Annotated in this window: 20 protein-coding genes and 2 pseudogenes; 14 read left to right on the top strand and 8 right to left on the bottom strand. The window is 41.2% G+C overall.

The genetic code is table 11. The features are described from left to right. Positions 1-350: 350 nt before the first annotated feature. Positions 351-491, bottom strand: a pseudogene (locus MTN96_RS31480) (transcription elongation factor GreB); the annotation flags it as partial. Between the two features lie 183 nt (positions 492-674). On the opposite strand from MTN96_RS31480, the gene ompR reads away from it, so the two are divergent. Together ompR and envZ are read left to right on the top strand one after the other, a co-directional pair. Then, entirely contained in the window at positions 675-1,394 is a 720-nt protein-coding gene (gene ompR / locus MTN96_RS31475) for a two-component system response regulator OmpR (protein ID WP_036980498.1), read from the top strand. Positions 1,395-1,399: 5 nt separating this feature from the next. Further along, a complete protein-coding gene (gene envZ, locus MTN96_RS31470; RefSeq protein ID WP_069438582.1) occupies positions 1,400-2,713 on the top strand; it encodes a two-component system sensor histidine kinase EnvZ in 1,314 nt (437 codons plus the stop codon). A 41-nt stretch (positions 2,714-2,754) separates the two neighbouring features. Here envZ and MTN96_RS31465 read toward each other — a convergent pair whose 3' ends face one another. After that, complete coding sequence (locus tag MTN96_RS31465; protein WP_069438583.1) at positions 2,755-4,797, bottom strand: glycoside hydrolase family 97 protein; 2,043 nt, start codon at positions 4,795-4,797, stop codon at positions 2,755-2,757. A 139-nt stretch (positions 4,798-4,936) separates the two neighbouring features. Next, positions 4,937-5,800 (bottom strand): polyamine aminopropyltransferase, encoded by an 864-nt coding sequence (gene speE, locus MTN96_RS31460; protein WP_069438584.1) that lies wholly within the window; start codon positions 5,798-5,800, stop codon positions 4,937-4,939. A gap of 199 nt (positions 5,801-5,999) precedes the next feature. On the opposite strand from speE, the gene speA reads away from it, so the two are divergent. The 4 genes from speA to MTN96_RS31440 are packed head-to-tail and all read left to right on the top strand — an operon-like array spanning position 6,000 to position 11,008. Further along, a complete protein-coding gene (speA, locus tag MTN96_RS31455; protein WP_036980494.1) occupies positions 6,000-7,880 on the top strand; it encodes a biosynthetic arginine decarboxylase in 1,881 nt (626 codons plus the stop codon). 60 nt (positions 7,881-7,940) lie between these two features. Further along, the gene (locus tag MTN96_RS31450; RefSeq protein WP_069438585.1) at positions 7,941-8,813 is read left to right on the top strand and encodes an acyltransferase; all 873 of its coding nucleotides are present in this window, start codon (positions 7,941-7,943) and stop codon (positions 8,811-8,813) included. 18 nt (positions 8,814-8,831) lie between these two features. Further along, positions 8,832-9,752: an acetyltransferase gene (locus MTN96_RS31445; protein WP_036980492.1), complete on the top strand. Its 921-nt coding sequence runs from the start codon at positions 8,832-8,834 to the stop codon at positions 9,750-9,752. Next, a complete protein-coding gene (locus MTN96_RS31440) occupies positions 9,749-11,008 on the top strand; it encodes a mechanosensitive ion channel family protein (RefSeq protein WP_036980491.1) in 1,260 nt (419 codons plus the stop codon). The genes MTN96_RS31445 and MTN96_RS31440 overlap by 4 nt, the downstream gene beginning before the upstream one ends. Here MTN96_RS31440 and chrA read toward each other — a convergent pair. Next, the gene (chrA, locus tag MTN96_RS31435; RefSeq protein WP_069438586.1) at positions 10,968-12,119 is read right to left on the bottom strand and encodes a chromate efflux transporter; all 1,152 of its coding nucleotides are present in this window, start codon (positions 12,117-12,119) and stop codon (positions 10,968-10,970) included. The two genes, MTN96_RS31440 and chrA, sit on opposite strands and share 41 nt — an antisense overlap. 184 nt (positions 12,120-12,303) lie before the next feature. Between chrA and MTN96_RS31430 the strand changes: the two genes are divergently transcribed. Both MTN96_RS31430 and MTN96_RS31425 read left to right on the top strand, forming a co-directional pair. Next, positions 12,304-12,936 (top strand): OmpA family protein, encoded by a 633-nt coding sequence (locus tag MTN96_RS31430; protein WP_013466091.1) that lies wholly within the window; start codon positions 12,304-12,306, stop codon positions 12,934-12,936. Between the two features lie 104 nt (positions 12,937-13,040). Continuing rightward, complete coding sequence (locus MTN96_RS31425) at positions 13,041-13,706, top strand: hypothetical protein (protein WP_069438587.1); 666 nt, start codon at positions 13,041-13,043, stop codon at positions 13,704-13,706. Positions 13,707-13,720: 14 nt separating this feature from the next. Here the strand turns inward: MTN96_RS31425 and MTN96_RS31420 are convergent, their stop codons facing one another. Beyond that, on the bottom strand, positions 13,721-15,499 hold the full coding sequence (locus tag MTN96_RS31420; protein WP_069438588.1) for an ABC transporter transmembrane domain-containing protein: 1,779 nt from the start codon (positions 15,497-15,499) through the stop codon (positions 13,721-13,723). A gap of 88 nt (positions 15,500-15,587) precedes the next feature. Between MTN96_RS31420 and MTN96_RS31415 the strand changes: the two genes are divergently transcribed. The 6 genes and pseudogenes from MTN96_RS31415 (at position 15,588) to MTN96_RS31395 (ending at position 24,681) form a co-directional block, all read left to right on the top strand. Then, entirely contained in the window at positions 15,588-15,986 is a 399-nt protein-coding gene (locus MTN96_RS31415) for a DUF3224 domain-containing protein (RefSeq protein ID WP_069438589.1), read from the top strand. 17 nt (positions 15,987-16,003) lie between these two features. After that, positions 16,004-16,189: pseudogene (locus tag MTN96_RS37205) on the top strand (hypothetical protein). Positions 16,190-16,198: 9 nt separating this feature from the next. Next, complete coding sequence (locus tag MTN96_RS31410) at positions 16,199-16,816, top strand: LysE family translocator (protein ID WP_069438590.1); 618 nt, start codon at positions 16,199-16,201, stop codon at positions 16,814-16,816. Positions 16,817-17,118: 302 nt separating this feature from the next. After that, positions 17,119-20,001, top strand: a complete 2,883-nt coding sequence (locus tag MTN96_RS31405; protein WP_069438591.1) for a TonB-dependent receptor — start codon at positions 17,119-17,121, stop codon at positions 19,999-20,001. Between the two features lie 21 nt (positions 20,002-20,022). Next, the gene (locus tag MTN96_RS31400; protein ID WP_069438592.1) at positions 20,023-24,027 is read left to right on the top strand and encodes an alpha-1,6-glucosidase domain-containing protein; all 4,005 of its coding nucleotides are present in this window, start codon (positions 20,023-20,025) and stop codon (positions 24,025-24,027) included. A 111-nt stretch (positions 24,028-24,138) separates the two neighbouring features. Then, entirely contained in the window at positions 24,139-24,681 is a 543-nt protein-coding gene (locus MTN96_RS31395; protein ID WP_069438593.1) for a PH domain-containing protein, read from the top strand. Positions 24,682-24,781: 100 nt separating this feature from the next. Here the strand turns inward: MTN96_RS31395 and MTN96_RS31390 are convergent, their stop codons facing one another. From MTN96_RS31390 to MTN96_RS31380, 3 genes are all read right to left on the bottom strand, one after another. After that, entirely contained in the window at positions 24,782-25,681 is a 900-nt protein-coding gene (locus MTN96_RS31390) for a hypothetical protein (protein WP_248534046.1), read from the bottom strand. A 156-nt stretch (positions 25,682-25,837) separates the two neighbouring features. Beyond that, a complete protein-coding gene (locus MTN96_RS31385) occupies positions 25,838-26,182 on the bottom strand; it encodes a rhodanese-like domain-containing protein (RefSeq protein WP_008115421.1) in 345 nt (114 codons plus the stop codon). Between the two features lie 5 nt (positions 26,183-26,187). Next, a complete protein-coding gene (locus MTN96_RS31380) occupies positions 26,188-26,376 on the bottom strand; it encodes a DUF2892 domain-containing protein (RefSeq protein ID WP_248534044.1) in 189 nt (62 codons plus the stop codon). Positions 26,377-26,461 lie beyond the last annotated feature (85 nt).

Here is a 26,461-nt window from a genome sequence, read left to right as displayed (position 1 = left end):
AACTAAATGTATAGATTAATAGATCATAAGCAGAACATACTTAGACCAAAAGGTGATCAGAGTTTTCACACAGTCTGGGCACAGAGCCGTCCTTAGTCTCTAACACGTTTATGTCCAAAAACGAGTTTACTCGACCGTCTGCTTCTCGCTCACACCAGTCTGGAACATGAAACTTTATCTCTTGAATCATGGAGTAGCATAATAAATACCAATAGCAAGGAACAGTATAAAGTTATATTACTTTCTGTATCGGTAATTTAGTATGGTTTATAGTATGCGTACTAAATATAAGTAATTGTTTTTATTTGTTAAAAGTGAAAATAGTATTCTTTGTGGGGTTATAACACCTTGTCTGCATTTTCAGAGCGATCACCAAGGCTTGCAGCCCAACTCACAATTTTAGTGACTTCTGGGCGTTTTACATTCCAAAGATGGTCATGTTCTTGCTGAAGTTGTAAATAACCTTCGCGAGTAATTAAGTTTGTTTTCACGCCGTATTCTTGTTTAAGTTTCATGTGTGGCACGGTATTAAAATAAAGGCAGCTTGTCGAGATAAAATAGCCACCAATGGGTTTGAAATGTTCAGTAACAATCTAAGCACTTAATTAGTTTTTTATTATTAAGTTTTTCATTTATATTAACTATTAATAAATTATAAAAATAAGCAACAGATTATGGGACAAGAGACAGTAAAAGTATTAGTGGTTGATGACGATAAACGTTTGCGCAGTTTGCTTGAGCGCTATTTAGTAGAGCAAGGATTTATTGTTAGAACAGCCGCCGATTCACAGCAAATGGATAGGCTTATTGAGCGTGAAAACTTTCACTTAATGGTGCTTGATTTAATGCTGCCCGGAGAAGACGGGCTCTCTATTTGCAGACGGTTACGTCAAAAAGAAAACCAAATCCCAATTGTGATGTTGACCGCTAAAGGTGATGAAGTAGACCGCATTATTGGTTTGGAGCTCGGTGCTGACGATTATATTCCTAAACCGTTTAATCCACGTGAGTTACTTGCCCGCATAAAAGCAATTTTACGTCGTCAATCAAAAGAAGTGCCAGGGGCGCCCTCAGTAGAAGAGAATTTAATCAAGTTTGGTAAATTTACCTTAAATTTAGCCACACGAGAAATGAGCGAAGGGGATAATACCGTATCGCTCACAAGTGGTGAATTTGCCGTATTAAAAGCGTTGGTATCTCACCCTCGAGAGCCGTTAAGTCGTGATAAATTAATGAACTTGGCAAGAGGTCGTGATTACAGTGCGCTAGAGCGTAGTATTGATGTGCAAGTGTCACGCCTTCGCCATATGATAGAAGTGGATGCGGCTAACCCGCGTTATATTCAAACTGTATGGGGATTAGGTTATGTGTTTGTTCCTGATGGTGAAAAGTAATAATTATGGGGATGTTTCCACGTAGTGCGTTTGGGCAAACTGTTTTTTTAGTGGCAGCTTTGTTGCTGATTAACCAAATTGTATCCTACGTCACAGTAAGTTTATATGTTGTTAAACCCACCATTGAGCAAGTTAATTTGATGCTTGCTAAGCAAATTAAAACTGTATTTATTGACTGGGAAGATGGTGTTGAAGTAACCGATGAAGTTTCAGAAAAGTTTTTTGAAATAACCGGTATTGAGGTGATGACTCAGCGTGAAGCGATGCGCAATGGCTTAGGACAAAGTCGTGAGTATTCAGGGCTATCGCGAAGTATGTCAGAGCAGTTGAATGGGTTTTCTCGGGTACGCATTAGTCAAACCGAACCACTTATTTATTGGGTGGAAGCCCCGCAAGCACCGGGCTATTGGGTTAAAGTTCCCTTAACCGGATTTAAAGAAAGTAATCTTGAATTTCTAACTTTTTACTTATCCAGTATAGGCTTCTTAAGTGTATTAGGCGGGTGGTTATTTGCAAGGCATTTGAACCGACCATTAAAAGCACTGCAACAAGCGGCAATAAAAGTAGGTGTTGGTGATTTTAGTACTAAGTTACAAGAACAAGGCTCAAGTGAAGTTATTGAGGTAACGCGGGCTTTTAACCAAATGTCGCGAGGTATTGCAGCCCTTGAAAATGATCGTCGATTACTCATGGCCGGTGTCTCTCACGACTTACGCACACCGCTTACCCGTATTAGGTTAGCCACAGAAATGATGGTTGATGAAGATGATTATTTACGCGAAGGTATTATTTACGATATTGAAGATATGAATGGTATTATCGATCAGTTTATTGAATATTTACGCCATCATCAATGTGAAGAACAAAGCTATGAAGATATCAATGCGTTAGTAGCCGAAGTCGTACAAAGTGAATTAAAGCATCAACGTGTTATTACGTTTGAAAGCAATCCTAACCTAGGTAATATTCCCATAAGCTCAGTGGCTATTAAGCGAGTAGTGACGAATATGATTGAAAATGCACTGCGTTACTCGCAAGGGGATATTGAGGTGCAAAGTTATTTTAATAGCAATAAAAAGTACGTCATTATTGCGGTTAACGATAATGGCCCAGGTATTCCTGAGAGTGAATTAGAATCAGTGTTCGAACCATTCAAGCAAGGTGACGCTGCACGAGGCAGTGAAGGCAGTGGTTTAGGCTTAGCTATTATTAAACGCATTATAGACATGCATAATGGCAAGGTTGTGCTCTCTAATCGCCCTGAAGGTGGTTTAAGTGCGCAAATATATTTACCGGTTAAAGTGGTTAATCAAAACTAAATAAAGCTATCCGCCGTTATATGCGGATAGCTTTAACCATTTTATAGTGCTTTAAAACGAATGGCTGTACCACCACTGGTGGCTAATTTTAGTGTGAGTTTATCATTTGCGGTAACAGTGCGTTTTTCTATTTTTAAATCGTAAGGGTTGTTCTTCCACTCTGCCTTAACACCATCTTTGTAGATTTGCGCTTCAAACTGTTTATCTTTATCTAAGAAGTCGAGTTTAACCTCAATGGTGCGGGCGTTTTCATCAGTTACAGCGCCTAAGTACCAGTCATTACCGGTGTACTGATCGCGTTTACGTTCTTTACGTGCAAATACAATAAAGTCGCCTACTTCCCCATCAAGCGCAATACTTTGTTGCCAATCGGTCGGTACGTCTTGAATAAATTGAAAAGCATCGGGCTTAGCTAAATAATTTTTAGGTAAATCAGCCGCCATTTGAATTGGGCTGTACATTACGACATAAAGTGCTAATTGCTTTGCCAGCGTTGTTTGCGGGCGATTTGTATCGCCACCTAAGCCATTAAAACTCATGTCAAAAATACCTGGCGTAAAGTCCATTGGGCCTGCAAGCATACGCGTAAAAGCAAGCATTGGAATGTGCTCAGGTGGATTGGGTGGCGTGCCCCATGCGTTAAATTCTTGGCCGCGAGCACCTTCACGAGCAATCCAATTAGGGTAAGTACGGCGAAGGCCGGTGTCTTTTATTGGCTCATGAGTATTAATACTTATTTTATGTTTTGCAGCTAGCTTAACGTTGTATAAGTACTCATTAACCATAAATTGGCCGTCATGCCACTCAAAACGGGCAATGCCATTTTCATCAATGCGTTTAATATTGCCACCATCGGCCACATAACCGGTTTTAATTTGGCTTACATTTGATTGCTCGTAAAGCGCAAAAGCGTCTTCCATTTGATTACGATAATTTGTTACGTTACCTGAGGTTTCATGGTGGCCAATTAACTGCACCCCTTTTTGCTTACCGTAGCGGGTAAGCTCCTCAATATCAAAGTCATCATATGGTTGGGTAAAACTAAATACATCGCCATTAAAAAACCAGTCGCCATCCCAACCGGTGTTCCAACCTTCCACTAATACACCATCAAAGCCGTATTTTGCGGCAAAGTCCATGTAGTATTTAGTATTTTTTGTGGTAGCACCGTGTTTTTCGCCACTACCCCAAGTATTCTCATTGATGTGCATGCCCCACCAAATACCTACGTATTTGCCTGGTTTAACCCAGGACACATCACCGAGCTTATTTGGCTCATTTAGATTTAAAATAATATCTGAATTAACTAAGTCTACCGCATGTTCGCCAATTTGAATGGTGCGCCAAGGCGTATTAAATGCACCGTGCTTTTTGACTGCTATACCATCTGACCATGGCGTTAAATCGGCGCTAAAAGTGCCTGGGCGACGTTGATTAAGCACCATGCCCGCATAATCGACTAGGGCTGCTTCATGAATGCTGACATGTACACCGTTACCATTTTTAAAGGTAAAAGGGGTGTGAGCGAGTGCAGCATCTTGTAAGGCTGTGGTGTTGTAGACATATTCGTAACGATTCCAACCGCGAGCAGGTATCCACCATGCGGTGGCTTTATCGGCACCGGCGATGGCAAACTCGGTCAGCTCTTTAGTAATTTCTGTTTTTTCAAAATCGGCTTGTTTAGGGACTTCATAGCGAAATCCCACACCGCTATCAAAGGCTTTAAATCGCACTGTGTATGTGCCACCGTGGGGGGCGGGTTTATTAAAGGTAACGGCAATTTCATTGTGCTTGTCGACAACGGTTTGGCGCTCACCCCAAGGCTGTTGCCATTGGCTATCTGTCTGTGAGTGGGTTACTTCACTAATAACAAAACCTTCATCAAATGGCGCTTGGCTTTTAAATCTAAAACCTAAATGTGACTGCGCAATAACAGGTTTACCATTAAAGCTAATAGAATAGTAAGGAGATGAAGATTGATCAGATATGATGATTTTAATTCTTTGATCAGGCGATTCCAGCATGGCTTCTTTTGCAAAAGCGCTGCTTGAAAGTAAAGCAACTAGCAGTAAAGGTAATCTCATTGTGTGTCCTTTATGTCAAATTGTAGACTATGAGCATAAAGTGAAGGTGGGGTTATTACGAGATGACTGCAAACGTATTCAATGTAATTAAACACATAAAAAAGGGCTCTAGCGAGCCCTGTTTTGTATTTATAACTTATTATTTTTTATCAAAAGCGCGTTTCATGTAATTAGGTGTTGCGAGTGCACCGTGATGAATGCCGCCATTGTAGTATTCACTATGCTGTGCAATTATTGCTGCGCCGTCTTCTCTAAAGCCATTAAATACCTCAGATTTACGAGCTAGCGTCACTGACCATAACCCACTTGGGTAAATAGGTTGTGGGAATGGGAGTGTTTGTAAATCGTTAAAACCAACATTTAGCATAGCTTCGCGCATTTCAACCAACAGTGGCATATGCATTAATGGCGATTCACTTTGTTGTACCAGTATTCCACCAGGGCGAAGTGCGTTTAAACAGCTAGTATAAAACGCATGGTTAAATAAACCTTCACCTGGGCCTACCGGATCAGTACCATCAACAATCACTACATCAATAGACTCACCAGCTGCTTCGCGCATGTATTTAATGCCATCGTCAAACATCACAGTAGCACGTGGGTCGTTATTTGATTCACATAACTCAGGGAAGTACTTTAACGACATTTGGGTAACCACTTCGTCAATATCGATTTGTGTAACAGTTTCTACACTTGGGTGCTTGAGCACTTCACGTAATGTACCGCAATCGCCGCCACCAATAATAACTATGTTTTTTGGGTTTGGATGCGCCAGTAATGCTGGGTGGCTGATCATTTCGTGGTAAAAAAAGTTTTCACGGCTGCTTACCATAGTACAACCATCAATGATCATTAAATTACCAAAGTCTGTGGTTTCAAACATTTCTACTTTTTGAAAAGGAGACTGTTTTTCATCTAACTTTTTGTTAATACGTAATGAAAATGCGCTGCCATCGCGGTCGCTAATTTCAGTAAACCACTTACTTTGATCTAAATTTGCCATAGTTGTTGTTACACTTTTGGTTGAGTATGAAAAAAAGGAGGCAATTCTGCCAGTGCTTGGCCTATTGCTCAATCAAATTTTACTCTCTTTAGCGAATAAAGTTAGCTATAAAGAGGGGAAAGTTCAATTTTTGTTAGCTTAGCAGATAGTGACGTATTAAAATGCCCCTTTACACCTAATTTAATAAAGAAGAGTTGCCATGACTTGGGGTTTAGAAACAGCACGTGCTACATACAATGTTGCTCATTGGAGCGATGGTTATTTTGATATTAACGCACAAGGTGAGTTGATAGCCTATCCTGATGGCGACCAAACAAAACCTGCCATTTCTTTAAGTCAGCTTACTGAGCAATTTAAGCAACAAGGGTTAACATTGCCCGTACTGGTGCGCTTTACTGATATTTTAAAAAATCGTGTCGATACGCTCACCAATGCCTTTACTCAAGCGCGCACTAACCGAGAATATAACGGCAAATACACCTGTGTTTATCCTATTAAAGTAAACCAGCAGCGCTCTGTTGTGAGTAAGTTATTAGCTCACCCAAGTGGCTTAGTGGGGCTTGAAGCCGGTTCTAAGCCTGAACTAATGGCCATTTTAGGGGTGGCGAAAGAGCCTATTACAATTGTATGCAACGGCTACAAAGACAGTGAGTTTTTACGTTTAGCCTGTATTGGTCAAGCAATGGGGCACAACGTTAAAATTGTGGTCGAAAAACTCTCTGAGCTAACCACATTGCTTGAAGAAATTGATAATTTAGGTATTGAGCCTGCTATTGGTATTCGCATTCGCTTAAATTCGGTTGGTAAAGGTAAATGGCAAAATACCGGTGGTGAAAAAGGTAAGTTTGGTTTAACCGCAGGGCAAGTACTTAGTGCAGTGGAAGTACTTAAGCAACATAACAAGTTGCATTTAATGCAAATGGTGCATTTTCATATTGGTTCTCAAATCGCCAATATTCGTGATATTCATCGTGCCTTGCGCGAATGTGCTCGCCATTTTGCTGAATTAACTCAATACGGTGTACCGCTAAATACGGTTGATGTGGGTGGCGGGCTTGGCGTTGACTATGAAGGCTCAGGCTCGCGTAGTGCCTGCTCAATGAACTACACAGTCGAAGAATACGCACGTAATGTAGTGAATGCATTTGCCGATGTGTGCGATCAGCATAACTTAACGCATCCTGCGATTATTACAGAATCTGGCCGTGCATTAACGGCTCATCATGCAGTGTTGATCACCGATGTCATTGATGTAGAAAAAGCACCGAATCATTTAAACCCAAAACCGCCATTGGAAAACAGCGCATTAGTGCTAGATGAAATGTGGCAATGCTTACAACGTTTGAACCCACGTATGGCACTTGAAATATATCATGATGCCATGCACTTATTTAGCGAAGCACACGATCAATACGTGCATGGTTTAGTGAGCATGCTAGAGTGGGCGAAAATAGAGCAGCTTTACTTTACTATTTTACATCGTGTTCGTGCTTCATTAAGCTCTAATGCAAGAGCTCACCGCGAAGTGCTGGATGATTTAAACGAAAAACTAGCCGATAAACTGTTTGTGAATTTTTCATTGTTTCAGTCATTACCTGATGTATGGGGTATTCAGCAGTTATTTCCGGTTATGCCCATCGAAAACCTAACGCAGCCGCTTACTCAGCGCGCGATTATCCAAGACATTACTTGTGATTCTGACGGGCAAATACGTGAGTACGTTGAAGGTGCAGGTATTGAAACTAGTTTACCTATCCCTGAATATACACAAGGTCAGCAGTATCATATTGCCATGTTTATGGTGGGGGCATACCAAGAGATTTTAGGTGACTTACATAACCTATTTGGTGATACCGACTCAGTCCATGTTGAGCTTAATGAGCAAGGATATGTATTAACCAATGCCATTAAAGGTGACAGCGTTAAGGATGTATTAAAATTTGTTGATTATGATAGCGAGTTATTAGCTGATAACTTTGCCACTCAAATTAATAAACTTGATGTATCAGAACACTGTAAAGAAGGGTATCTAGCCGAGCTCAATGCAGGGCTTGAGGGCTACACCTATTTTGAAGATTAATTTAGTTGCATAGTTAAGCGTGGTCCTAGTGGCTGCGCGATATTTAAAGGAATAGAAGTAATGTCAGTTATTCGCAGTGTATTTAGTATTTTCTTTTATACAATAAACACTCTTTTTTGGTTTGTGCCTATTTTTATTTGTGGCATCGTTAAGTTAATCCCAATTAAGGGACTTCAAAAATTAATGAGCTGGACGGCCAAGCAATGTGCCTCTATTTGGGTGACCTTCAACACGTTAAATCAAACGTTATTAACGCCAACAAAACTTAATGTTATTGGCCTTGAAGAGCTTAAATTAAAAGATTGGTACTTAGTCATTGCTAACCACCAAAGCTGGGTGGATATTTTAGTGTTACAGCGGGTGTTTAACCGAAAAATACCTTTTTTAAACTTCTTTTTGAAAAAAGAGTTAATTTACGTGCCTGTTTTAGGTTTGTGTTGGTGGGCACTCGACTTTCCTTTTATGACCCGCACTAGTAAAAGCCAATTAAAAAAGAACCCCAAGTTGCGTGGTAAAGATTTAGAAACCACTCGTAAAGCCTGTGAAAAATTTAAAGAAATGCCAGTCAGTGTGGTTAACTTTGTTGAAGGGACGCGGTTTACAGCGCAAAAGCATGCGCGTCAAAATAGCCCGTTTACTCACTTACTTAAACCGAAAGCGGGTGGTGTGGCGTTTGTAATGCAAGCCATGGGTGAGCAAATTTCTAAAGTGGTAAATGTCACTATTCATTACCCTGAGGGCATTCCTACCTTTATGGATTTTGCAGCCGGTAAAGTAAAACACATTGATGTACAGGTTGAAGTAAAAGGCGTTAGTGACGACTTAATTGGTGATTACACTAATGATCCTGACTTTAGAGTACGCTTTCAAAGTGAATTAAATCGCGTGTGGGAAGAAAAAAACCAGACGTTGGTTAATCTCAAACAAAAATAACAAAATGAGCTGACAGTTATGCTAAAAAAATGGTTACCTAATTGGTTAAATGGCTTAATTGTTGGCTGTGTTTTATTTGCTAATTTAATAATATTTGGCGCATTAGTGCTTACCCTAGGGTTAGTTAAATTAGTGCTGCCCATACCTGTAGTGAGTAAATTATTACACAGTGCGTATAAAGGGTGGTGCAAAGGTAACCGCTTAGGGCTGTGGCTAGGCTGTAATGATATTAAAGTTAATATTAGTGGGGAGGTGAATGCCAACAGTTGGTATTTGCTAATCAGTAATCATATTAGCTGGCTTGATATTGCGGTATTAAGCTCGTTAAATGCATTACCAGCCCCTAAGTTTTTTTTAAAAGATGAGCTTAAATACGTGCCATTTATTGGCACTGGTGCGTGGGCGATGGGTATGCCCTTTATGAAACGAGTGACCAAAGCGCAATTGGCTAAAAATCCGAATTTAAAAGGCTTAGATGTCGAGCGTACTAAGCGCAGTTGCCGTAACTTTCGTCATCATCCTACAACCATAGTTAACTTTGTAGAAGGTACGCGTTTTACTGCGCAAAAGCACCTGCATCAACAAAGCCCTTTTCAGCATTTATTAAAGCCTAAGGCTGGTGGAACTGCTTTTGCCTTAGAGGTTTTAAACGAGCAGTTTGACGCTATGCTTAACACCAGTTTAGTGTATAGCGGTCAGTCAGATCATGTGTGTCGTAATATTTTAAAAGGCGAGTTGGAGTCTATTCATATTACTATTGAGGTTATGCCAATAAATACACAGATGATTGGCAGTTACCAAACCGATAAGGCATTCAGGGCCCAATTTCAGCAATACTTAAATAACTTATGGACAGTAAAAGATAAGCAATTAAGCGCTATTCATATTCAGCAAGCTAGTACTGAATTAACACCCAGTAAGGAAATTGAAATACCATGAGCAAAACACACCTACAGGAGCTAATTACTCCTTGGTTTGAAAAAGTCCCCGATGCTTTTTTTCTCAGTGCCATCACCGCCTCATCAATTGGCATTCTTTCATTATTATTTGTTTACTTATTTACTCGTCGCTTAATGTTACCGGGTATTCAAAAGGTGGTGACTAAACTCTCTCCTGAGCGTATTGGTTCATTGACACCTATGTTAACTAAGCTGAATAAACGAATTGCTTGCTTGTTATGTTGTGTACTTTTTTTAGCCACATTTGATAGTGTTTATCCGGTTAATGCAATTGCTCAAGAGATCCTTAAAACCATTGGCCAAGCATTATTAATTATTTATATAGGTTTTATTATTAGCAGCATAGTAAGCATTGCTGGCGCTATTTATAACCAACTAGACTTTGCCCGCGAAGTGCCTATTCAAGGGCTAATTCAAGTAGTGAAGCTAATCACCTTTATTGTGTGTTCAATATTAATTGTTAGTATTGTGCTTGAAAAATCGCCGACTTATATTCTCTCTGGTTTTGGTGCCATAGCGGCAGTAACGTTATTGGTATTTAAAGACACCATATTAGGTTTTGTCGCCAGCATTCAAATTGCCGCTAATCGTTTAGTGACCTATGGGGACTGGATCCAAGTCGATAACTACGGCGCCGATGGCGAAGTAATTGATTTAGGACTTAATACCGTAAAAGTACGTAATTGGGACAATACCATAACGACTATACCCACTTATATGCTGGTGGCCGGTTCGTTTAAAAATTGGCGCGGTATGCAAGAATCTGGTGGGCGACGTATTAAACGTTCTTTAAACATTGATATGAACAGCATCTTTTTAGTTGATGACGATTTTAAAGCGCAAATAGAAGCGGCTATACCACTGCAAGAATATATTCGACTAGGCACACTTCCCGATCCGGTGTCGAACTTAGGGCTATTTCGTCGCTATGCAGAGGGTTACTTAAAACAACACAGTAAAATCAATACCTCGCTCACACTTATGGTGCGTGAACTACAACCGCTTAACCATGGCCTACCGATTGAGTTTTACTGCTTTAGTGAAGACAAACGTTGGATATCGTACGAGCACTTACAAGCTGAAATTATGGACCATTTACTGGCCGTATTACCTGTGTTTGGGCTGCGCGCTTATCAAAGTGTCAGTGGGCAATTAAGCCCAGCTGACGGGGCGAATATGGCAGGTAAACCCAGCATTAAAGTGCCCAATAATGCTGTCCAAGGCCAACACCAATAAACAATAATAATAGCCACCAAATAGGTGGCTTTTTCATACGTAGCCATGCAAATGCAGCAATCACTAATGCAATATGCCAAACATTGCTTACGGCTGAAGTCCAAATGGGTGAATATAATGCAGCAGCCAAAAAACCAACTACAGCAGCATTAAGCGCTGCAATTGAGCTGGCAAAGCGAGGGTTACTGGCCAAGTTTATCCAGCTTTTTTGAAATGCCAACATCAGTAAAAAACCGGGTAAAAATATCAATAATGTTGCGATTAGCGCACCCACTAATGGTTGTGCAGAGTTCAATTGTGCCCCCAAGTAGGTGGCGATAGTAAACATTGGGCCAGGAACGGCTTGGGCACTGGCGTACGCAGTTAAGAATTGATCATTACTCAGCGTTGGAACTCCCGCTTGCAAAACAGGTAATACAACGTGTCCACCACCAAATACCATGGCACCTGCTTGGTAAAAAGGCGCGAATAACGCAGCGTTTTCGCCAAGTGGGATAAAGCTGATGGCAAGTAGTAGTGCAAATAAGACAAGAGCAATCCAATTGATGTTGTTTTTTTCTCTGCTAACATTTTCTGTAGATTTAGCTAAGTTAAGTAAAGGCCATAAAGCACCGATAATGGCAGCGGTTACTAAAATGGCGATTTGAGTGCCCAACATAGGAAATAAAATCAGTGCTAAAGAACTCATTATTGCCAGAAGTTTAAGTACCGCACTGGTGCAAAAGCTTTTCGACATACTAAGGGTCGCATCAGCAACAATAACCACGGCAAATAGTTTTAACCCAGTAATAACTGCGAAATAAACGGCGTTAAATTGGTGAGCACTAATAGCAAGCAGAGTCATAATCAAAAAAGAAGGCAGGGTAAAGCCTATAAACGCAGCGATACCACCGAGTACACCCGCACGTTCTACGCCAATAGCAAAGCTAACCTGACTTGACCCAGGGCCTGGTAGAGCTTGACTTAAGCTAATTAGCTGCGCGTAACGCGCTGTACTTAACCAGCGAAGCGAATCAACAAAGTGGTGCTTAAAGTAACCTAAATGCGCGGCAGGGCCGCCAAAGCTCATGCAGCCAAGCAAAAAGAACTGTCTAAAAATCGCAATTAACATAGTGGCAATCGCCTTTTGATAAATCGTAAAATTGTCACAAACAAGTATGACATTATTATGAAACGCTATCACTACTTCCTTATTTGATAGGCAATATCAACGCTTATACGTTATTCTTCATTGTTGGTTCATACATATATTTGCATAATCGCAATAATAAATTCTAAATGAATAGGAAATCACCATGACGTTAACTAAATCACTTTTAAGTGTCACTGTCGTTGCTGTATTACTTTCTGGCTGTGAAATGAATAACACAGGTAAAGGTGCTGCTATAGGTGCAGCCGCCGGTGGTATTTTAGGTAAAGCTACAGGTAACCACAAAGATAAACGTATTTTTATTGGTGCAGCTATTGGTGCGCTGGCGGGTGCTGCTGTAGGTGATTACATGGATAAACAAGAAGCTGCTTTTCGTGATGAGTTAGCGGGTTCGGGAGTTGAAGTGGTTCGTGAAGGCGATAACTTACGCTTAGTGATGCCCTCTAATATTACGTTTGCGACTGATCAATCTTATATTTCATCAGGCTTTCATGACACTCTAAATGCGATAGCAAGTGTAATGAATAAATACGAAAAAACCTACTTAAGTGTTGAAGGCCACACCGACAGCACGGGCAAAGACAGTTACAACATGACTCTTTCAGAGCAGCGTGCACAAAGCGTAAAAAATTACTTGGTAAACCAACAAATTATGGCTGCTCGAGTAAGCACGAGTGGCTATGGCGAATCACGCCCAATAGCGACTAACGATACCGCGAATGGTCGTGCGCAAAATCGCCGAGTAGAAATTCAAATTGTACCAAACACTCAAGGTTAGCTTTTGTAGTTACAAACCGCGTTTGCGCGCGGTTTGTGTACTTATTTAAAGGGCACTTTTAAATAAGTTAGTTGTCATAAGGAGTTCTTCATAGGGACATGTTTATGACAAAGTGGCGTACAGCAATTATTTTATCGGTATGTTTACATGGGTTAGTTTTGTTTTTTTTAACTACCTTAAAAGCCCCTAAAATTAAACAGCCGCAATTAACGCCAATTAAAGCGTATATGGTGAATGTGCCTGCCAAAAATAAAGTAACACAACAAGCCACTCAGCAAAGCGCTAATAAAAATGTTAATACAGAAATAACCCCAACTGAGCCTGTTAATGCAACCCAATCAAAACCACTGAATGCGACTAATAAAAAAACACAGAAGACGACTGAGCCGGTAAGTACCACCTCCATAAATACCCACCCTGTAACCGCAACGTCTTATAAAAAGATCGACCTGAAAAAAGGGCTCAATAGTATTTTACAGCAACAAACTGGCTATTCTGATACTGCAAAGAATGACCCTCAGAAAAAGCGTATTACCGTCCCAAAAGAGCATGCAGGGAAGGTGAAGCCGCTTTTAAAAATAGAGCAGAAAAATATGCAATTTACCACTTATCGACGAGGTGATAGCTGTTTTAAAAAGGTATCCGTTGGTGCTGGAGTTATGCCAAAAAATGACTTGCCAGATAGTTATATTGCTGGTGCAAAGTGCGATAAAACCAAGCTAACTGAGGCTTACGATACCGCAATGAATAAATGGCTTGATAAAAAGTAGCGACTAAATTGCAATCAATCTAGATTAAACTGTAATTCACATAACTTTTGATACAAAGGGTTGCTTGCCATTAATTGCTGATGAGTGCCTGTGGCTTTTATTTCGCCATTTTCCATCACCACAATCATATCGGCGTGTTTTACCGTGGCTAGTCTATGGGCAATAATCAGCGTTGTTCTATTTTGCATTAAGTGCTCAAGTGCGGCCTGAACATGATGCTCACTTTGTGCATCAAGTGCACTGGTGGCTTCATCGAGTAGCAGTATTTCTGGGTCTTTTAAAATGGCGCGGGCAAGTACAATACGCTGCTTTTGTCCACCCGAAAGCCTAACACCTTGCTCACCTAAGAAGCTGTTATAGCCTTGTGGTAACTGTTTTATAAATTCATCAGCATGTGCATGTTTGGCGGCCGCATAAACTTGCTCGTCACTGGCGCTTGGGTTGCCATAGCGAATGTTATGCATGACATCAGAGCTAAATAAAATCGGGTTTTGTGCCACCATGCCCATTTTGTTGCGTAAGGTGTTTAACGACAACTGTTTAATATCTATATTATGAAACTTAATCGCTCCGCTGGCTGGATCGTAAAAGCGCTGCAATAGTTCAAATAAGGTAGTTTTACCCGCACCGGAAGGGCCAACAATAGCCACAGTTTTACCTGTTTCAATATTTAAGCTGATATTATTTAATGCGCTTACATCTGGGCGAGAAGGGTAATTAAAACTAATACCTTCAAGTGAAATTGCACTGCTGCTGGTTGTTGCATGTAACTCATCATCTTGTGGAATTTCGGGGTTTTGTATTTTACTTTCAACGGCGAGCAGTTCAAGCAATCTTGCTGCGGCTCCTGCGGCGCGCTGTAGTTCACCATAAACCTCTGCAACGGTCGCTACCGACATGGCCACCATAATGGCATAGAACACAAACGCGCCGAGTTCACCGCCCGTCATAGTGCCTGCTAACACATCACTACCGCCTACCCAGAGCATGGCACTGATAGCACTAAAGGTAAGAAAAATAACAGCTGCAATTAAAAACGAACGTTGTTTAATTCGGCTTTTAGCCACATTAAAGGCCTTTTCGGTTTCAAGCGCAAAAGCAGATTGCTCTTGCTGTTCATGGCTATAACTTTGTACCACTTTTATGTTTTGAATGATCTCACCCGCGTAGGTGCTTATATCGGCAATAGCATCTTGGCTGGAGCTTGCTAGTTTGCGTACTTTTTTTCCAAAAACCAACATAGGCACCAGCACTAAAGGGACGCAGGCCACAACGACCAAGGTAAGCTTTAAATTAGTAACAAGCAGCATAATTAAGCCACCGACTAACATTAGCGCGCTTCGCAGTGCCATAGAAAATGACGAGCCAATAATAGATTGTAGTAATGTGGTGTCGGTGGTTAAACGCGACATCAGCTCGCCGCTGCGATTTTCTTCAAAGTAACTCGGATGCAAGGTAACAATACGATTGAATACAGCTTTTCGAATGTCGTTACTGACTCGCTCGCCAATCCACGACATTAAATAAAATCGGCTGAATGTACCCACTGCCAATAAACTGATCAAACCAATTAATACCAAAACAGCTTGTTGTAACTGCGCTTGCGAGCCGGCAATAAAGCCATGATCAATCACAAATTTAACGCCTTGCCCTAGCGATAAGTTAACTCCTGCGGTGGCAAGTAATGCAACTAGAGCCCCTAAAACCACCCATTTATAAGGCTTAATAAAATTGAATATAGGGAATAAAGCGCTAAAAGCGGCTTTATCTGAAGCAGGCTTGTCTGTAGGCATAGTAGATTCTTATTGATGATTAAGGTATAGATATGGCATCAATAGATTAAAAATCAATAGTATTAAAAATCATCAATAGGGAAAGATTATGACAACTAAACAGGTAACAGGCGAGTTTACCGTTACATTAGCGCCTATAGAAGGGTATGCACACGGGCAGCAAGGCGTTAATTTAGGTCGTATGTCGATTGATAAACAATTTATTGGTGGCCTAACCGCAACTAGCCAAGGTGAAATGCTCAGCGCCATGACCCCCACCCAAGGCAGTGCCGGTTATGTGGCTATTGAACAAGTAATAGGCGAACTTGATGGTTTGCAAGGTGGTTTTGTACTGCAGCATTTTGGCACTATGGATAAAGGCCAAGATAGCTTGATTTTAAAAGTGGTACCCGACTCAGGCACTGATGAGCTCGCAGGATTAACAGGCAATATGAAAATACGGATTGAGCAAGGGATTCACCATTACGATTTTGAATACATGTTATAAGTTCAACAAGGATTAAAATGCAAAAAGTAATCGAATTCAGAAAGGCCCGTTTTTTGGGTGGGGTAGATATAGTCGCACTAAATGATCGCATACAGGAATTAAACTAAGATGGCTGGAAAGTAATAAACGCATTAGTGCCATTGACAGGCTTTTATGGGCAGGTGCATGGTTACGCATTACTTATTGAAAATGAAGAAATATAAGGGTTACTAATGGCATTATCATTATGGTTTAGCTTAGCACTGGTATGCATGATGGGCGCAATGTCGCCAGGGCCTAGTTTAGCTGTGGTGTTAAAACACAGTATTCATGGCAGTATGAAAAACGGCATGTTGGCAGCGCTGAGTCATGGTGTGGGGGTCGGTTTTTATGCCGCGGCGTCGTTACTTGGCCTCGGCGCATTAATGATGCAATTTCCCACTGTGTATCAAGTACTGGTGTATTTAGGCGCCGCGTATTTAGCTTATTTAGGGATTAAAATACTACTTGCAAAGCCAAGCGCTGAAGAGCTCCAAGTGGCTCAGCAAAGTGGTAGCGCTCAACAGGCTTTGCAAGATGGCTTTGCTATCGCATTTTTGAACCCTAAACTCGCTGTATTCTTTTTAGCCTTGTTCTCACAGTTTATTGACCCTGTAAACTTAACTTTTCAGGTTGGTATGATCATGTGTTTAACCGTGTTGTTGATTGATACCGGCTGGTATTTGCTTGTTGCAGCCTTGACAGAGCTTTCAAAAAAGCGTTTTGCTTTTACTAAATCATCCCCTTGGCTTGATAAAATATTAGCGATGGTTTTTATAGGGTTGGCAATAAGAGTGGTGCTTATGGTGTAGTTTATTCAATTTTAGCAATCCTTACCGCTTACCTTAAAAACTGTTTTAGTAATTTTTAACTCCCCTATATGCGAACGTTGTAAAACTCAGTTACTCTATTGGTCAGTTAATTTATTTCACGTTATCTACATGATCGCAACACTTCGAAACTAAGTTCCTCTCCTTGCTAGCTATTGCCCTTGCTGTTGCATACGTATTCATCACACTTAATTTACTATTTGGTTACACTTTATTGGTTTTATTTTATCCACAAATTAAAAATAAACAGCACACAATTATAAAATCAATAGGGTAGGAAACTCATGGGGAAATTCAAACTGAGTGCGTTAATGCTCGCGATGTTTGCAACCTGCAATGCATTGGCTGCGGCTGAAAGTGACGCACCAAACACTGTAAAAAAACCACAACTAGAAGAAGACCTTGAAGTCATTGAAGTGCGTGGCTTTAGTCGTAGTTTAATCCAATCACTTAATCAAAAACGCTTTACCGATACGGTATCAGAGCAGTTGTCGGCGGATGATTTAGGCGCTTTGCCTGATGTATCTATGGCAGATGCACTGACACGACTGCCTGGGATCTCTGCGGTACGAACCGGCGGCCAAGCGGCAGAAATCAATATTCGCGGTATGTCCGGTGGCTTTGTATTTTCAACTTTGAATGGTCGCGAGCAAGTATCAACTAGCGGCAGTCGCAGTATTGAGTTTGATCAATACCCGTCTGAGTTGATCAGCTCAGCTGCGGTGTATAAATCACCAAAGGCGTCATTAATTGAAGGCGGCGTGGCAGGTACGGTAGAGCTGCAAACAGCCAGCCCGCTTAATAATGATCAGCAACACAAGTTTGTGGTTAACGCCAGAGGTATGTACAACGACCGAGCGTCAGAGGTGAACGATGCCACTGAGTTTGGCGATCGCATCAGCTTTTCCTATCAAGGTAAGTATCTTGACGATACTTTAGGTGTCGCCCTTGGCTATGCACGGTTATTTCAACCAAGCGTAGCAACACAATTTATTGGCCTGGCCTATAACGATCATAAAGATGTCGACGGTGTTGCTAATGATACTAATGGCCCTGAAGTAAAACCAGAAAACGAATATATCAGCGAAGGCTTTGAGCTCCAGCATTTAGGGGGTGAAGAAACCCGTAACGGTTATATGGCGGCGATTGAGTGGGTGCCGGTGGATAATTTTAAATTAAAAGGAGACGTGTTTTTATCACGCTTTGATACTGAGTCATTTGCCCGTGGTTTACGAGTAAAGTTAGGCGGCCCAACGGCCACTTATACAAACGCTCAGCTAGAGGGTAATTCAGTGGTTGGCGCCTCTGTTAATCGTACTTCAAAAGGCTACACTCGCGTTGAAATTCTGAATGATGATAATCAAGATTTTGATGAAGTAGACAGCTACGGTGTTAACGCCGATTGGCAAGTGACAGAGCGCTTAAACGTTAATGTTGATGTGTCGTTGTCACGGGCTAAAAGTAATTTCCGCAATGGCTTATTGTGGGCGCTAGTTGCCGAAGATGCTACAGCGCAAGAGCCGGTGTTAGATAAAAACGTATCTATAAACTACCAACTTAATGGGCTTAATTTACCAGATGTAGGCTTTAATCAAGCCGCTGCATTTAGTGATATCGACCGGGTAATGGTCAGTAAGTACGGTATTTACCCTTATCAAAATGAAGATGAAGTAAAAGCTTATCGCCTTGATTTTAAATACGAGTTGGATAACAGCTGGTTTAGCTCTGTGGAATTTGGTGCGCGTTATTCAGATCGCGAATACAGCAACAATCGTTCGGTGTTTGAATACGGCAATGACGGTGATTTCTCAGCAACTGAGCCGCCACTGCGTTTAACCAATGACATGGTAAATGTTGTTGATTGGGAAGGCAAGTTTAGCTACTTTCCATCCTATTTAGCGATTGATGTAGATAAAGCGCTCAATGCGTGGTTCCCAGAAGGTGCGCCTACACCGGTGACCACCTGGGGTAACGCAGATGGTGTAGTAGATCCACAAGGTTACACCACTAACTACTCGTGGACTATGTTACAAAGTGGTTCGGTATACGAGGAAGTGCTTTCAGCTTACGCCATGCTCAATATTAATACTGAAATTGGCACTATGCCAGTGCTGGGTAATATTGGTATTCGCCGTGTAGATACCGACCAATCGGCCACTATTTTAGAAAACGTTAATGGTGATTTGGCACTGGGTGCGCAAAACATTACCGACAGCATCGGCATCATAAATCAAAATTATTTACCTAATGTACTTGGCACAACGTATACCGATTATCTGCCATCCCTTAATTTAAACTTTCAGCTAACGGATAACACGCAATTACGCTTTGCGGCGGCTAAAGTGATGTCGCGACCACCGATTAATCGCCTAGCAGGAGATGCCAGTGCGCAGGCTGATGAAACCACCGGTAAAATTAACGGCTCAAGTACCAATAATCCATTCTTAAAACCATTTTATGCCGACCAATACGATATCTCTTACGAGCATTATTTTGATGAGTCAGATGGTGCGCTAGTGATCGCAGGTTTTTATAAAAACATTGATTCGTTTATCGATACCATCGCCATTGAAGGGTTTGACTTTAAAGGTAACGGTTTTAACGTTCCAGACTATATAGAAAACCCCGTCAGCGGCGAGCAAGTTGCCACAACTAACGGCACTTACACAACGGCGGTAAATAACGCCAATGGTGGTTATATTCGCGGTATTGAACTTGCCTACACGCAAGTACTTTCGTTTTTGCCCGCGCCGTTTGATGGCCTCGGTTTTAACGGGAGCTACTCATACACCGAAAGCGAAGTTGAATCGATCACTAGCTTAGGTGGTGAAACGGTTACACAAGGCTTACCTGGTTTGTCTAAAAACGTGTTAAACGGCACTATATTTTACAGCTTAGATAATTTTGAAACCCGCCTTAATGTGCGTTACCGCTCAGACTTTGTCTCAGAGCAAGTGGCGATCAATGAGCAGGTGGTCAATTTTGATGCTGAGACCGTGGTCGACTTTCAAACCTCTTATCAATTTACTGACTCATTTGGCATGTTGCTGCAGGTTAATAACCTTACCGATGAACCAACCCAAAGTTACTTTGGCAATGAAAATATCACCGGTACTACCCAGTACTTTGGTCGTCAGGTTTATTTAGGTTTTACCTATAGCCACTAATAGCAAATTGGAGCATAAATAATGAATAAAATAACTAAATTGACTCATTTGCTATTAGCGGTGAGCTTAACACTACTGTTTGGCTGTGGTGGCTCAGGCAGTAGCGATGTCAAAGCAGGTCAAGCCTTGTTGACTTGCGATGTACCACAAGTGCCTAACTCAGCAGGCACTCAATGCGTTGACCCAGAGCCTATCTCTTGCGACGTACCGTTATTTCCAGATGCAAATAATGAAAGCTGTACCAGTGGCTATAACCCCGACTTACCAGACCCTGTGGTATTTGCAGGCGAAGGCGAGGCTATTTTATTTTATAAGCGCCCTGAAAATGAAGGGTACGAAGGTTATCGATTACACTCATGGAATACCGACGGCTGTGATGCTTACGCGCCACCGTTTGATGCTACAGAGTGGTCCGATGGTCACGAATACGACGGTATTGATCCTAACTATGGTGCTTACTGGATTGTGGCACTAAAAGACGGTTACACCGAGTGTGCTAATTTTATTATTCATATTGGCACAGAAGGCTCAGGCAAAGCACATGGTGATGCGGATTTAACCATGCCACTGATGCAAGACGACGAGCGTTTTGTGCGTATGAATTTCACCTTTGACGGTGAGCCATCTGTATTTGAATACCCAGTTGCAAGCCTTGGTGAGCGCCCAGTTGCAATTGACGGTGCATCAGCTCACTGGATTGATTTAAATACTGTACTGTATAAGCCAAGTAATAAGCTTACACAAATCATTAAGCTGCATTCATCTGCTGCCGCCGAATTGGTTGTTGATGTTGATACAGGCTTAAATGGTAAAACCGTTGAATTAACGACAACGAGTTTAACCGATGCACAGGCAGCGAAAGTACCGCACTTAACAGATTGGACTGCCTATCAAGGTAATTGGGATGGCGAAACCGCCAAGCAACTCATTAAGCAGCAGTTAGCCGTTGCAGGCTACGATGCTGATGGCAAGCTACTTGAAGCAAGTTTTGTGCAAACCGCCAAAGCGTTGGATGCGCTGTACACCCAAGGTGAAAGTGACGCGAACGAAGCCATGTTAGGCGTGCATTATAATAACAATGTAATTGATGTTTCAGTATGGGCACCAACCGCTAGCAATATGATGATCAATGTATTTGACGCCGATAAAGCACAAGTGCATAGCACCGCCATGACGTTAGACAACAATACCGGTATTTGGTCGGTGAGCTTAGATAGTAAATACGACCGTCATTATTACCGCTTTGCGTTTGATGTTTACCACCCTACTACTCAAGCGATTGAAAGTTTATGGAGCACTGACCCTTACTCACTGAATGTATCTAGTAATGGCCTGTATTCGCAGTTGATCAATTTAAATGATGACGACACTAAACCAGAGGGCTGGGACGAGCGCATTGTGCCAACAATTACTAACCCTGAGGATGCAATAATTTACGAAGGTCATGTGCGTGATTTTAGTATACGTGATGAGTCAGTGAGTGAAGCAAACAGAGGTAAATATTTAGCATTTACTGAGCTTGAAAGCATCCCTATGCAGCACCTTAAGCAACTAGCTGACAAAGGCTTAACGCACTTTCATTTACTCCCTGTAACAGACATTGGCACCATTGAGGAAGATGCGGATAAGCGCGTTGAAATCACTGACACCCTAGGTAAGTTATGTGAGCGAATAGACGATACCGCCGATGCTTGTAAAATCGAAGATAAAAACAGCATCATTGCTGATTTAATGCAAAGCTACTTCCCGGGTTCTGATGATGCTCAAGCACTTGCCAGCGCGATGCGTGATTTAGACGGCTTTAACTGGGGTTACGACCCGCATCACTTTATTGCTCCTGAAGGCTCGTATGCATCAAGCAGCGAGGGCATTGCTCGGGTTAAAGAGACACGCGCCATGGTGCAATCACTGCAAGAAGTCGGTCTTCGTGTGGTTCTTGATGTGGTATACAACCACACAACCTCATCAGGCATTTGGGAAAAGTCAGTGTTTGATAAACTCGTGCCTGGTTATTACCACAGATACAATGAAGTATCAGGCACGATAGAGCGCTCAACATGTTGTGAAAACACCGCGACTGAACATGTGATGATGGACAAGTTTGTTAGCGATTCATTGGTCATTCTTGCCCGTGATTTTGGTTACGACAGCTTTCGCTTTGATGTTATGGGGCACATGCCTAAATCATCAATTTTAGCAGCGCGCGAAGCGGTGCAAGCGGTTGACTCAGATAACTACTTTTATGGCGAAGGCTGGAACTTTGAGGAAGTGGCTAATAACCGCTTGTTTATTCAAGCTAAGCAAGCTGATATGGCAGGCTCCGAAGTGGGGACTTTCAATGACCGCATCCGTGAAGCTGTGCGCGGTGGGGCGTTATTTGCAAATGAACCTACAGATGCTAATTTAGCAGACCAAGATACTCTGCGTTTATCACTGGCGGGTAATTTACAAAACTATATCCTGAAAGACTTTAAAGGTAATTCGGCAAAAGGTAATAGCTTTAGCTGGAATACGCAGCCGACGGCTTATGCTTTAGACCCAGCAGACACCATTAACTACGTATCAAAGCATGATAACGAAACACTGTGGGATCAGTTGCAATATAAGCATGCATCAAGTATGAGTATTGAGCAACGTGTGCGTGCGCACAACATGGCGTTGTCTATTCCACTTATGAGCCAAGGCATTCCGTTTATGCAACTGGGTGCTGATTTACTGCGTTCTAAGTCAATGGATCGTGATAGTTATAATGCCGGTGATTGGTTTAATGCTGTTGATTTAACCAAAGAGAATAATAACTGGAACATTGGTCTACCTAACGCAGAGAAGAACCAAGAAAAATGGTCTGAAATAATGCCTATTTCAGCTAATGCAGATGCACAGGCGATGCCACAAGACATTGCCTATGCAGGTGATGTATTCCAAGAGTTCTTAGCTATCCGTAGCGCAAGCCCGTTATTTAGACTCACCACAGAGCAAGATGTTATTGACCGTGTAGGTTTTCACAATGTTGGTAAAAACCAGCAACATGGTTTGATTGTAATGAGCATTGACGATGGTGAAGGTCTCGTTGATTTAGATACCGCAGTAGATGCTGTTGTTGTTGTTATTAATGCGACGCAGCAAGCACTTTCACACACGGTACTCACGGCTACTGGGTTTGAATTACACCCAACTCTTAAAAACAGTGTAGATAGTAGCATGACGGAAGTGAGTTTTACGGCCAGTGAAACCGACGGCACGTTCACTGTGCCTGCTTACACTATGGCTGTGTTTGTTAAACCACAAGGCGAGAGCCAAGGCGCTGGCTTGAGTGCTGATGCAACTGTTGGTGCGCCAGATATCGTCCCTTATGGCAGCACTGAGGTGTATCTTCGTGGTGATTTAAATGAGTGGGGGCTCTCTGATCAATTTGAATATGTTGGCAGTGGCGAGTATCAAATTATGAAGGCGCTGACAGCTGGGGCAAGCTTTGGTTTCAAAGTTGCTTCAGAGAGTTGGGAACTCGTGAATTTTGGTGCTAATTCAGAGCAAGAGGCTGTTGTTCAATTGGGAGTAGAAAAACAACTTAGTTTTAATGGAGCTAATATTAGCTTTACGGCAGACACCGCAGATAACTATTTGTTCTCGTTTAATGCTTCAGATAAAGAAAACCCAACATTAACAGTGGTAAAAATAGGGCCATTTGGAAATGTGTCGTTGTATTTACGTGGCAGTTTAAATGAGGCAGATAGTTTGTGGGGGACAGGCGATCAATTCACATACACAGGTGATGGTTTATATACTTTTTCTAAACAGCTAAGTGCACAAAGTGATGCATATGAGTTTAAAGTTGCTACCAGTGATTGGAGCACTGTCAATTTAGGAGCTGGTGGAGATAGCTCAGAAGTAATATTAGGGAGTGAAACACCTTTAGCGGCTTCTAATAATAACTTGAGCTTGTTAATTGAAACCGAAGGAGAGTATCGCTTTGTGGTTAATGCAAATGATCTCGAAGCGCCTTTTATTATTGTTAACTTACAATAAGCTTTCACTAAGATAGCCGAAGCCGAGTTTTATACTCGGCTTTTTTATTATAGTTGCATTCAGTCGCAATATTACTTAAGTTCAATAGCAAAAATAGCAAGGAGGTTCTGAATGTCTGAGTTAGCCCTTAAAACTGCGAGTTTTAACCCTAAAGTAAAATCTTACTGGATCACGCTAGGAGTAATTACTTGTTTAGTGTGTTTGGTTGGGATCCCATTAATCCCAATTGTAGCGTTAATAATTTGGATCGTGGCTGGGCGTATGCTTGCGGCTATGTCAGCTAACTTATTAGAGCGCAAGTTAGTAGTTAAGCGCGGTATTTTGTTTAAAGAAGAAAAATCGATTCCGCTTGAAAAAATCACTGATGTTGGGTTGAGTCAGGGGCCATTAATGCGACTATTTGGTTTATACCGCTTAAGCTTTGAAACTGCAGGGCAGTCTGGTCACGGTGCATTAGTATCGTTACTTGGGGTAGTTAATGCCAGTGAATTTCGTGAAGCCATTTTAACGCAAAAAGATAACCTCACTTCAGATCAGCCAGCCCAATCTAATAACGATGAACCACAAAGCCAAGTAGAGCTCATCCGCTCGCTTACCTATAGCGTAAAAAATATCGAGCAAATGCTAGTTACACTTCTGGAAGAGAAAAAATGATTAGGTCATATAGGGAGCTAAAGGGAATATGGTTAAGTAAGGATTGCTTTTGGCTTGTTTATTTGTAGGCGCCATCCGATGACGCCTACAACTGCTAACCCTAAGTATCTCCATTATTAGCGTTCGAAATATACGAGGACATTGATGATGACAGATTTCTATCTAAAGCATTTTTTAAGCATTGGGAGACTGATGGTGCTGATATTTTATAGTGATTTAATGCAATACCGTCTAAATAAGTTAAATAAGGGTTTACCGATAAACTAAACGCACCTAATTCTTTTATCCACTTCGCTAAAAAAATAACACGGTATTGCCCGTCGCTTCCATTGTTAAGATTAACTTCTAAATTTAAATTCTTACTCACCTCACTCCAAGGACTCTGATACAAGGTCTCACCAACTATGATCGGTTTTGATGTAAAAAAGCTATCAGGATTTTTAATACTATTTTCAATTTTATGATTTACCCAGTTTTGAATTCGAGATGATGTATATTTTTCAAATACAGCTTTTACTGCATTATTTACATGGGAGGGGCAGTTGTTTTGTCTATCTAGATGAGAAGACTGACTTATTTGATAAAGTGGCATTAGGCTTAGTTCAGTTTGAAGTGTGTGTTTAAGTGTTGAGAAATGCCCATCAATTGCTTTTTGTTTAGATATAGCAATAAGATCATTTTTATTTAATATCGTAGCTTCTATATATTTATCTGACTCATTTTTACTATGATTTCCCACAAAAAATGCAAAGTGGTTGTTACCAGAGACATCCATCATAATAACTTTATGCGGATTTGAATCACATGTTTGATCAGCAATAGCAGCTTTTTGATCAGAGGGCCTAGTGTGGCATTGAGCTAATGGTGCATTGCTTTTTGCTAGTTCAGAGGCTCTGTCATAATTACAATCTTCACATACCATTAAGGTAATGCTGTCATCAGCATTTACAGAGTGAGCAATACCGAGTAAAAATAGTAATAAAGCGGCAACTTTTTTCATAAAGTCTTCCTTAGAGGGTGTTCCTTTTTTATACACTAGCGTTGAAGTTTATTAATTTCAATCTTTGATTTTAATTGAGCATTGTAATTCTCTAATTTGGATTATGTTACAAAGCTCAGCGATCGGTTGATCGCCGAGTAATTTAATTCTTAGCATTTAAAATGCCTGACAAACATCTTCTGCTTTACAGGTAATAACTGTCACGTTTTCGTAGCCTACGCGTGTCAGCGCTTCAGCACTTAATGTTGCGCGCGCACCACTAGCGCAATGTAAGTAAATAGGGCGTGCTGCGTCTTTTTCTATTTCCATGAGCTTCATTTCAAGTAGCCCGCGAGGAATGTTTATAGCGCCTATAGCTGCTTTGGTGGCATGTTCAGCGGGTTCTCGTACATCAATCAACAATCCTTTATTTTGCTCAAGCTCTTTCTTTGCTTGTTCGGCATCAATACGACGCTGATTAGGAGTAATTATTTTTAGTAAATCTGGAATAGGGGTAAGCATGGTGTTTATTCCTTAAAGCCAAGTTTGCGTAATAGAGTGATCATTGGGCACCAGCTAGTAAAAGCTGATTGAATTAAATTTACTGCGATAAAAGCGGTAAAGTAAATCCACTTAGGATCGTGATAAGTTTGCAATAAAAGCGACACAATAATCATTATGCCAACGATTAGTCTGAGTGCGTTATTTAGCTTCATTATAGTAGGCCAGTTATTTAGTTCAGTACAGTTACTATATTAGATTTATCTATATTAGTAAAATCTAATATTAGACTTTTCTAAT

It is taken from the genome of Pseudoalteromonas sp. 2CM28B, assembly GCF_023161935.1.
Note: the sequence above shows the minus strand (reverse complement) of the source record. Positions and strands in the feature narration are given on the sequence as shown.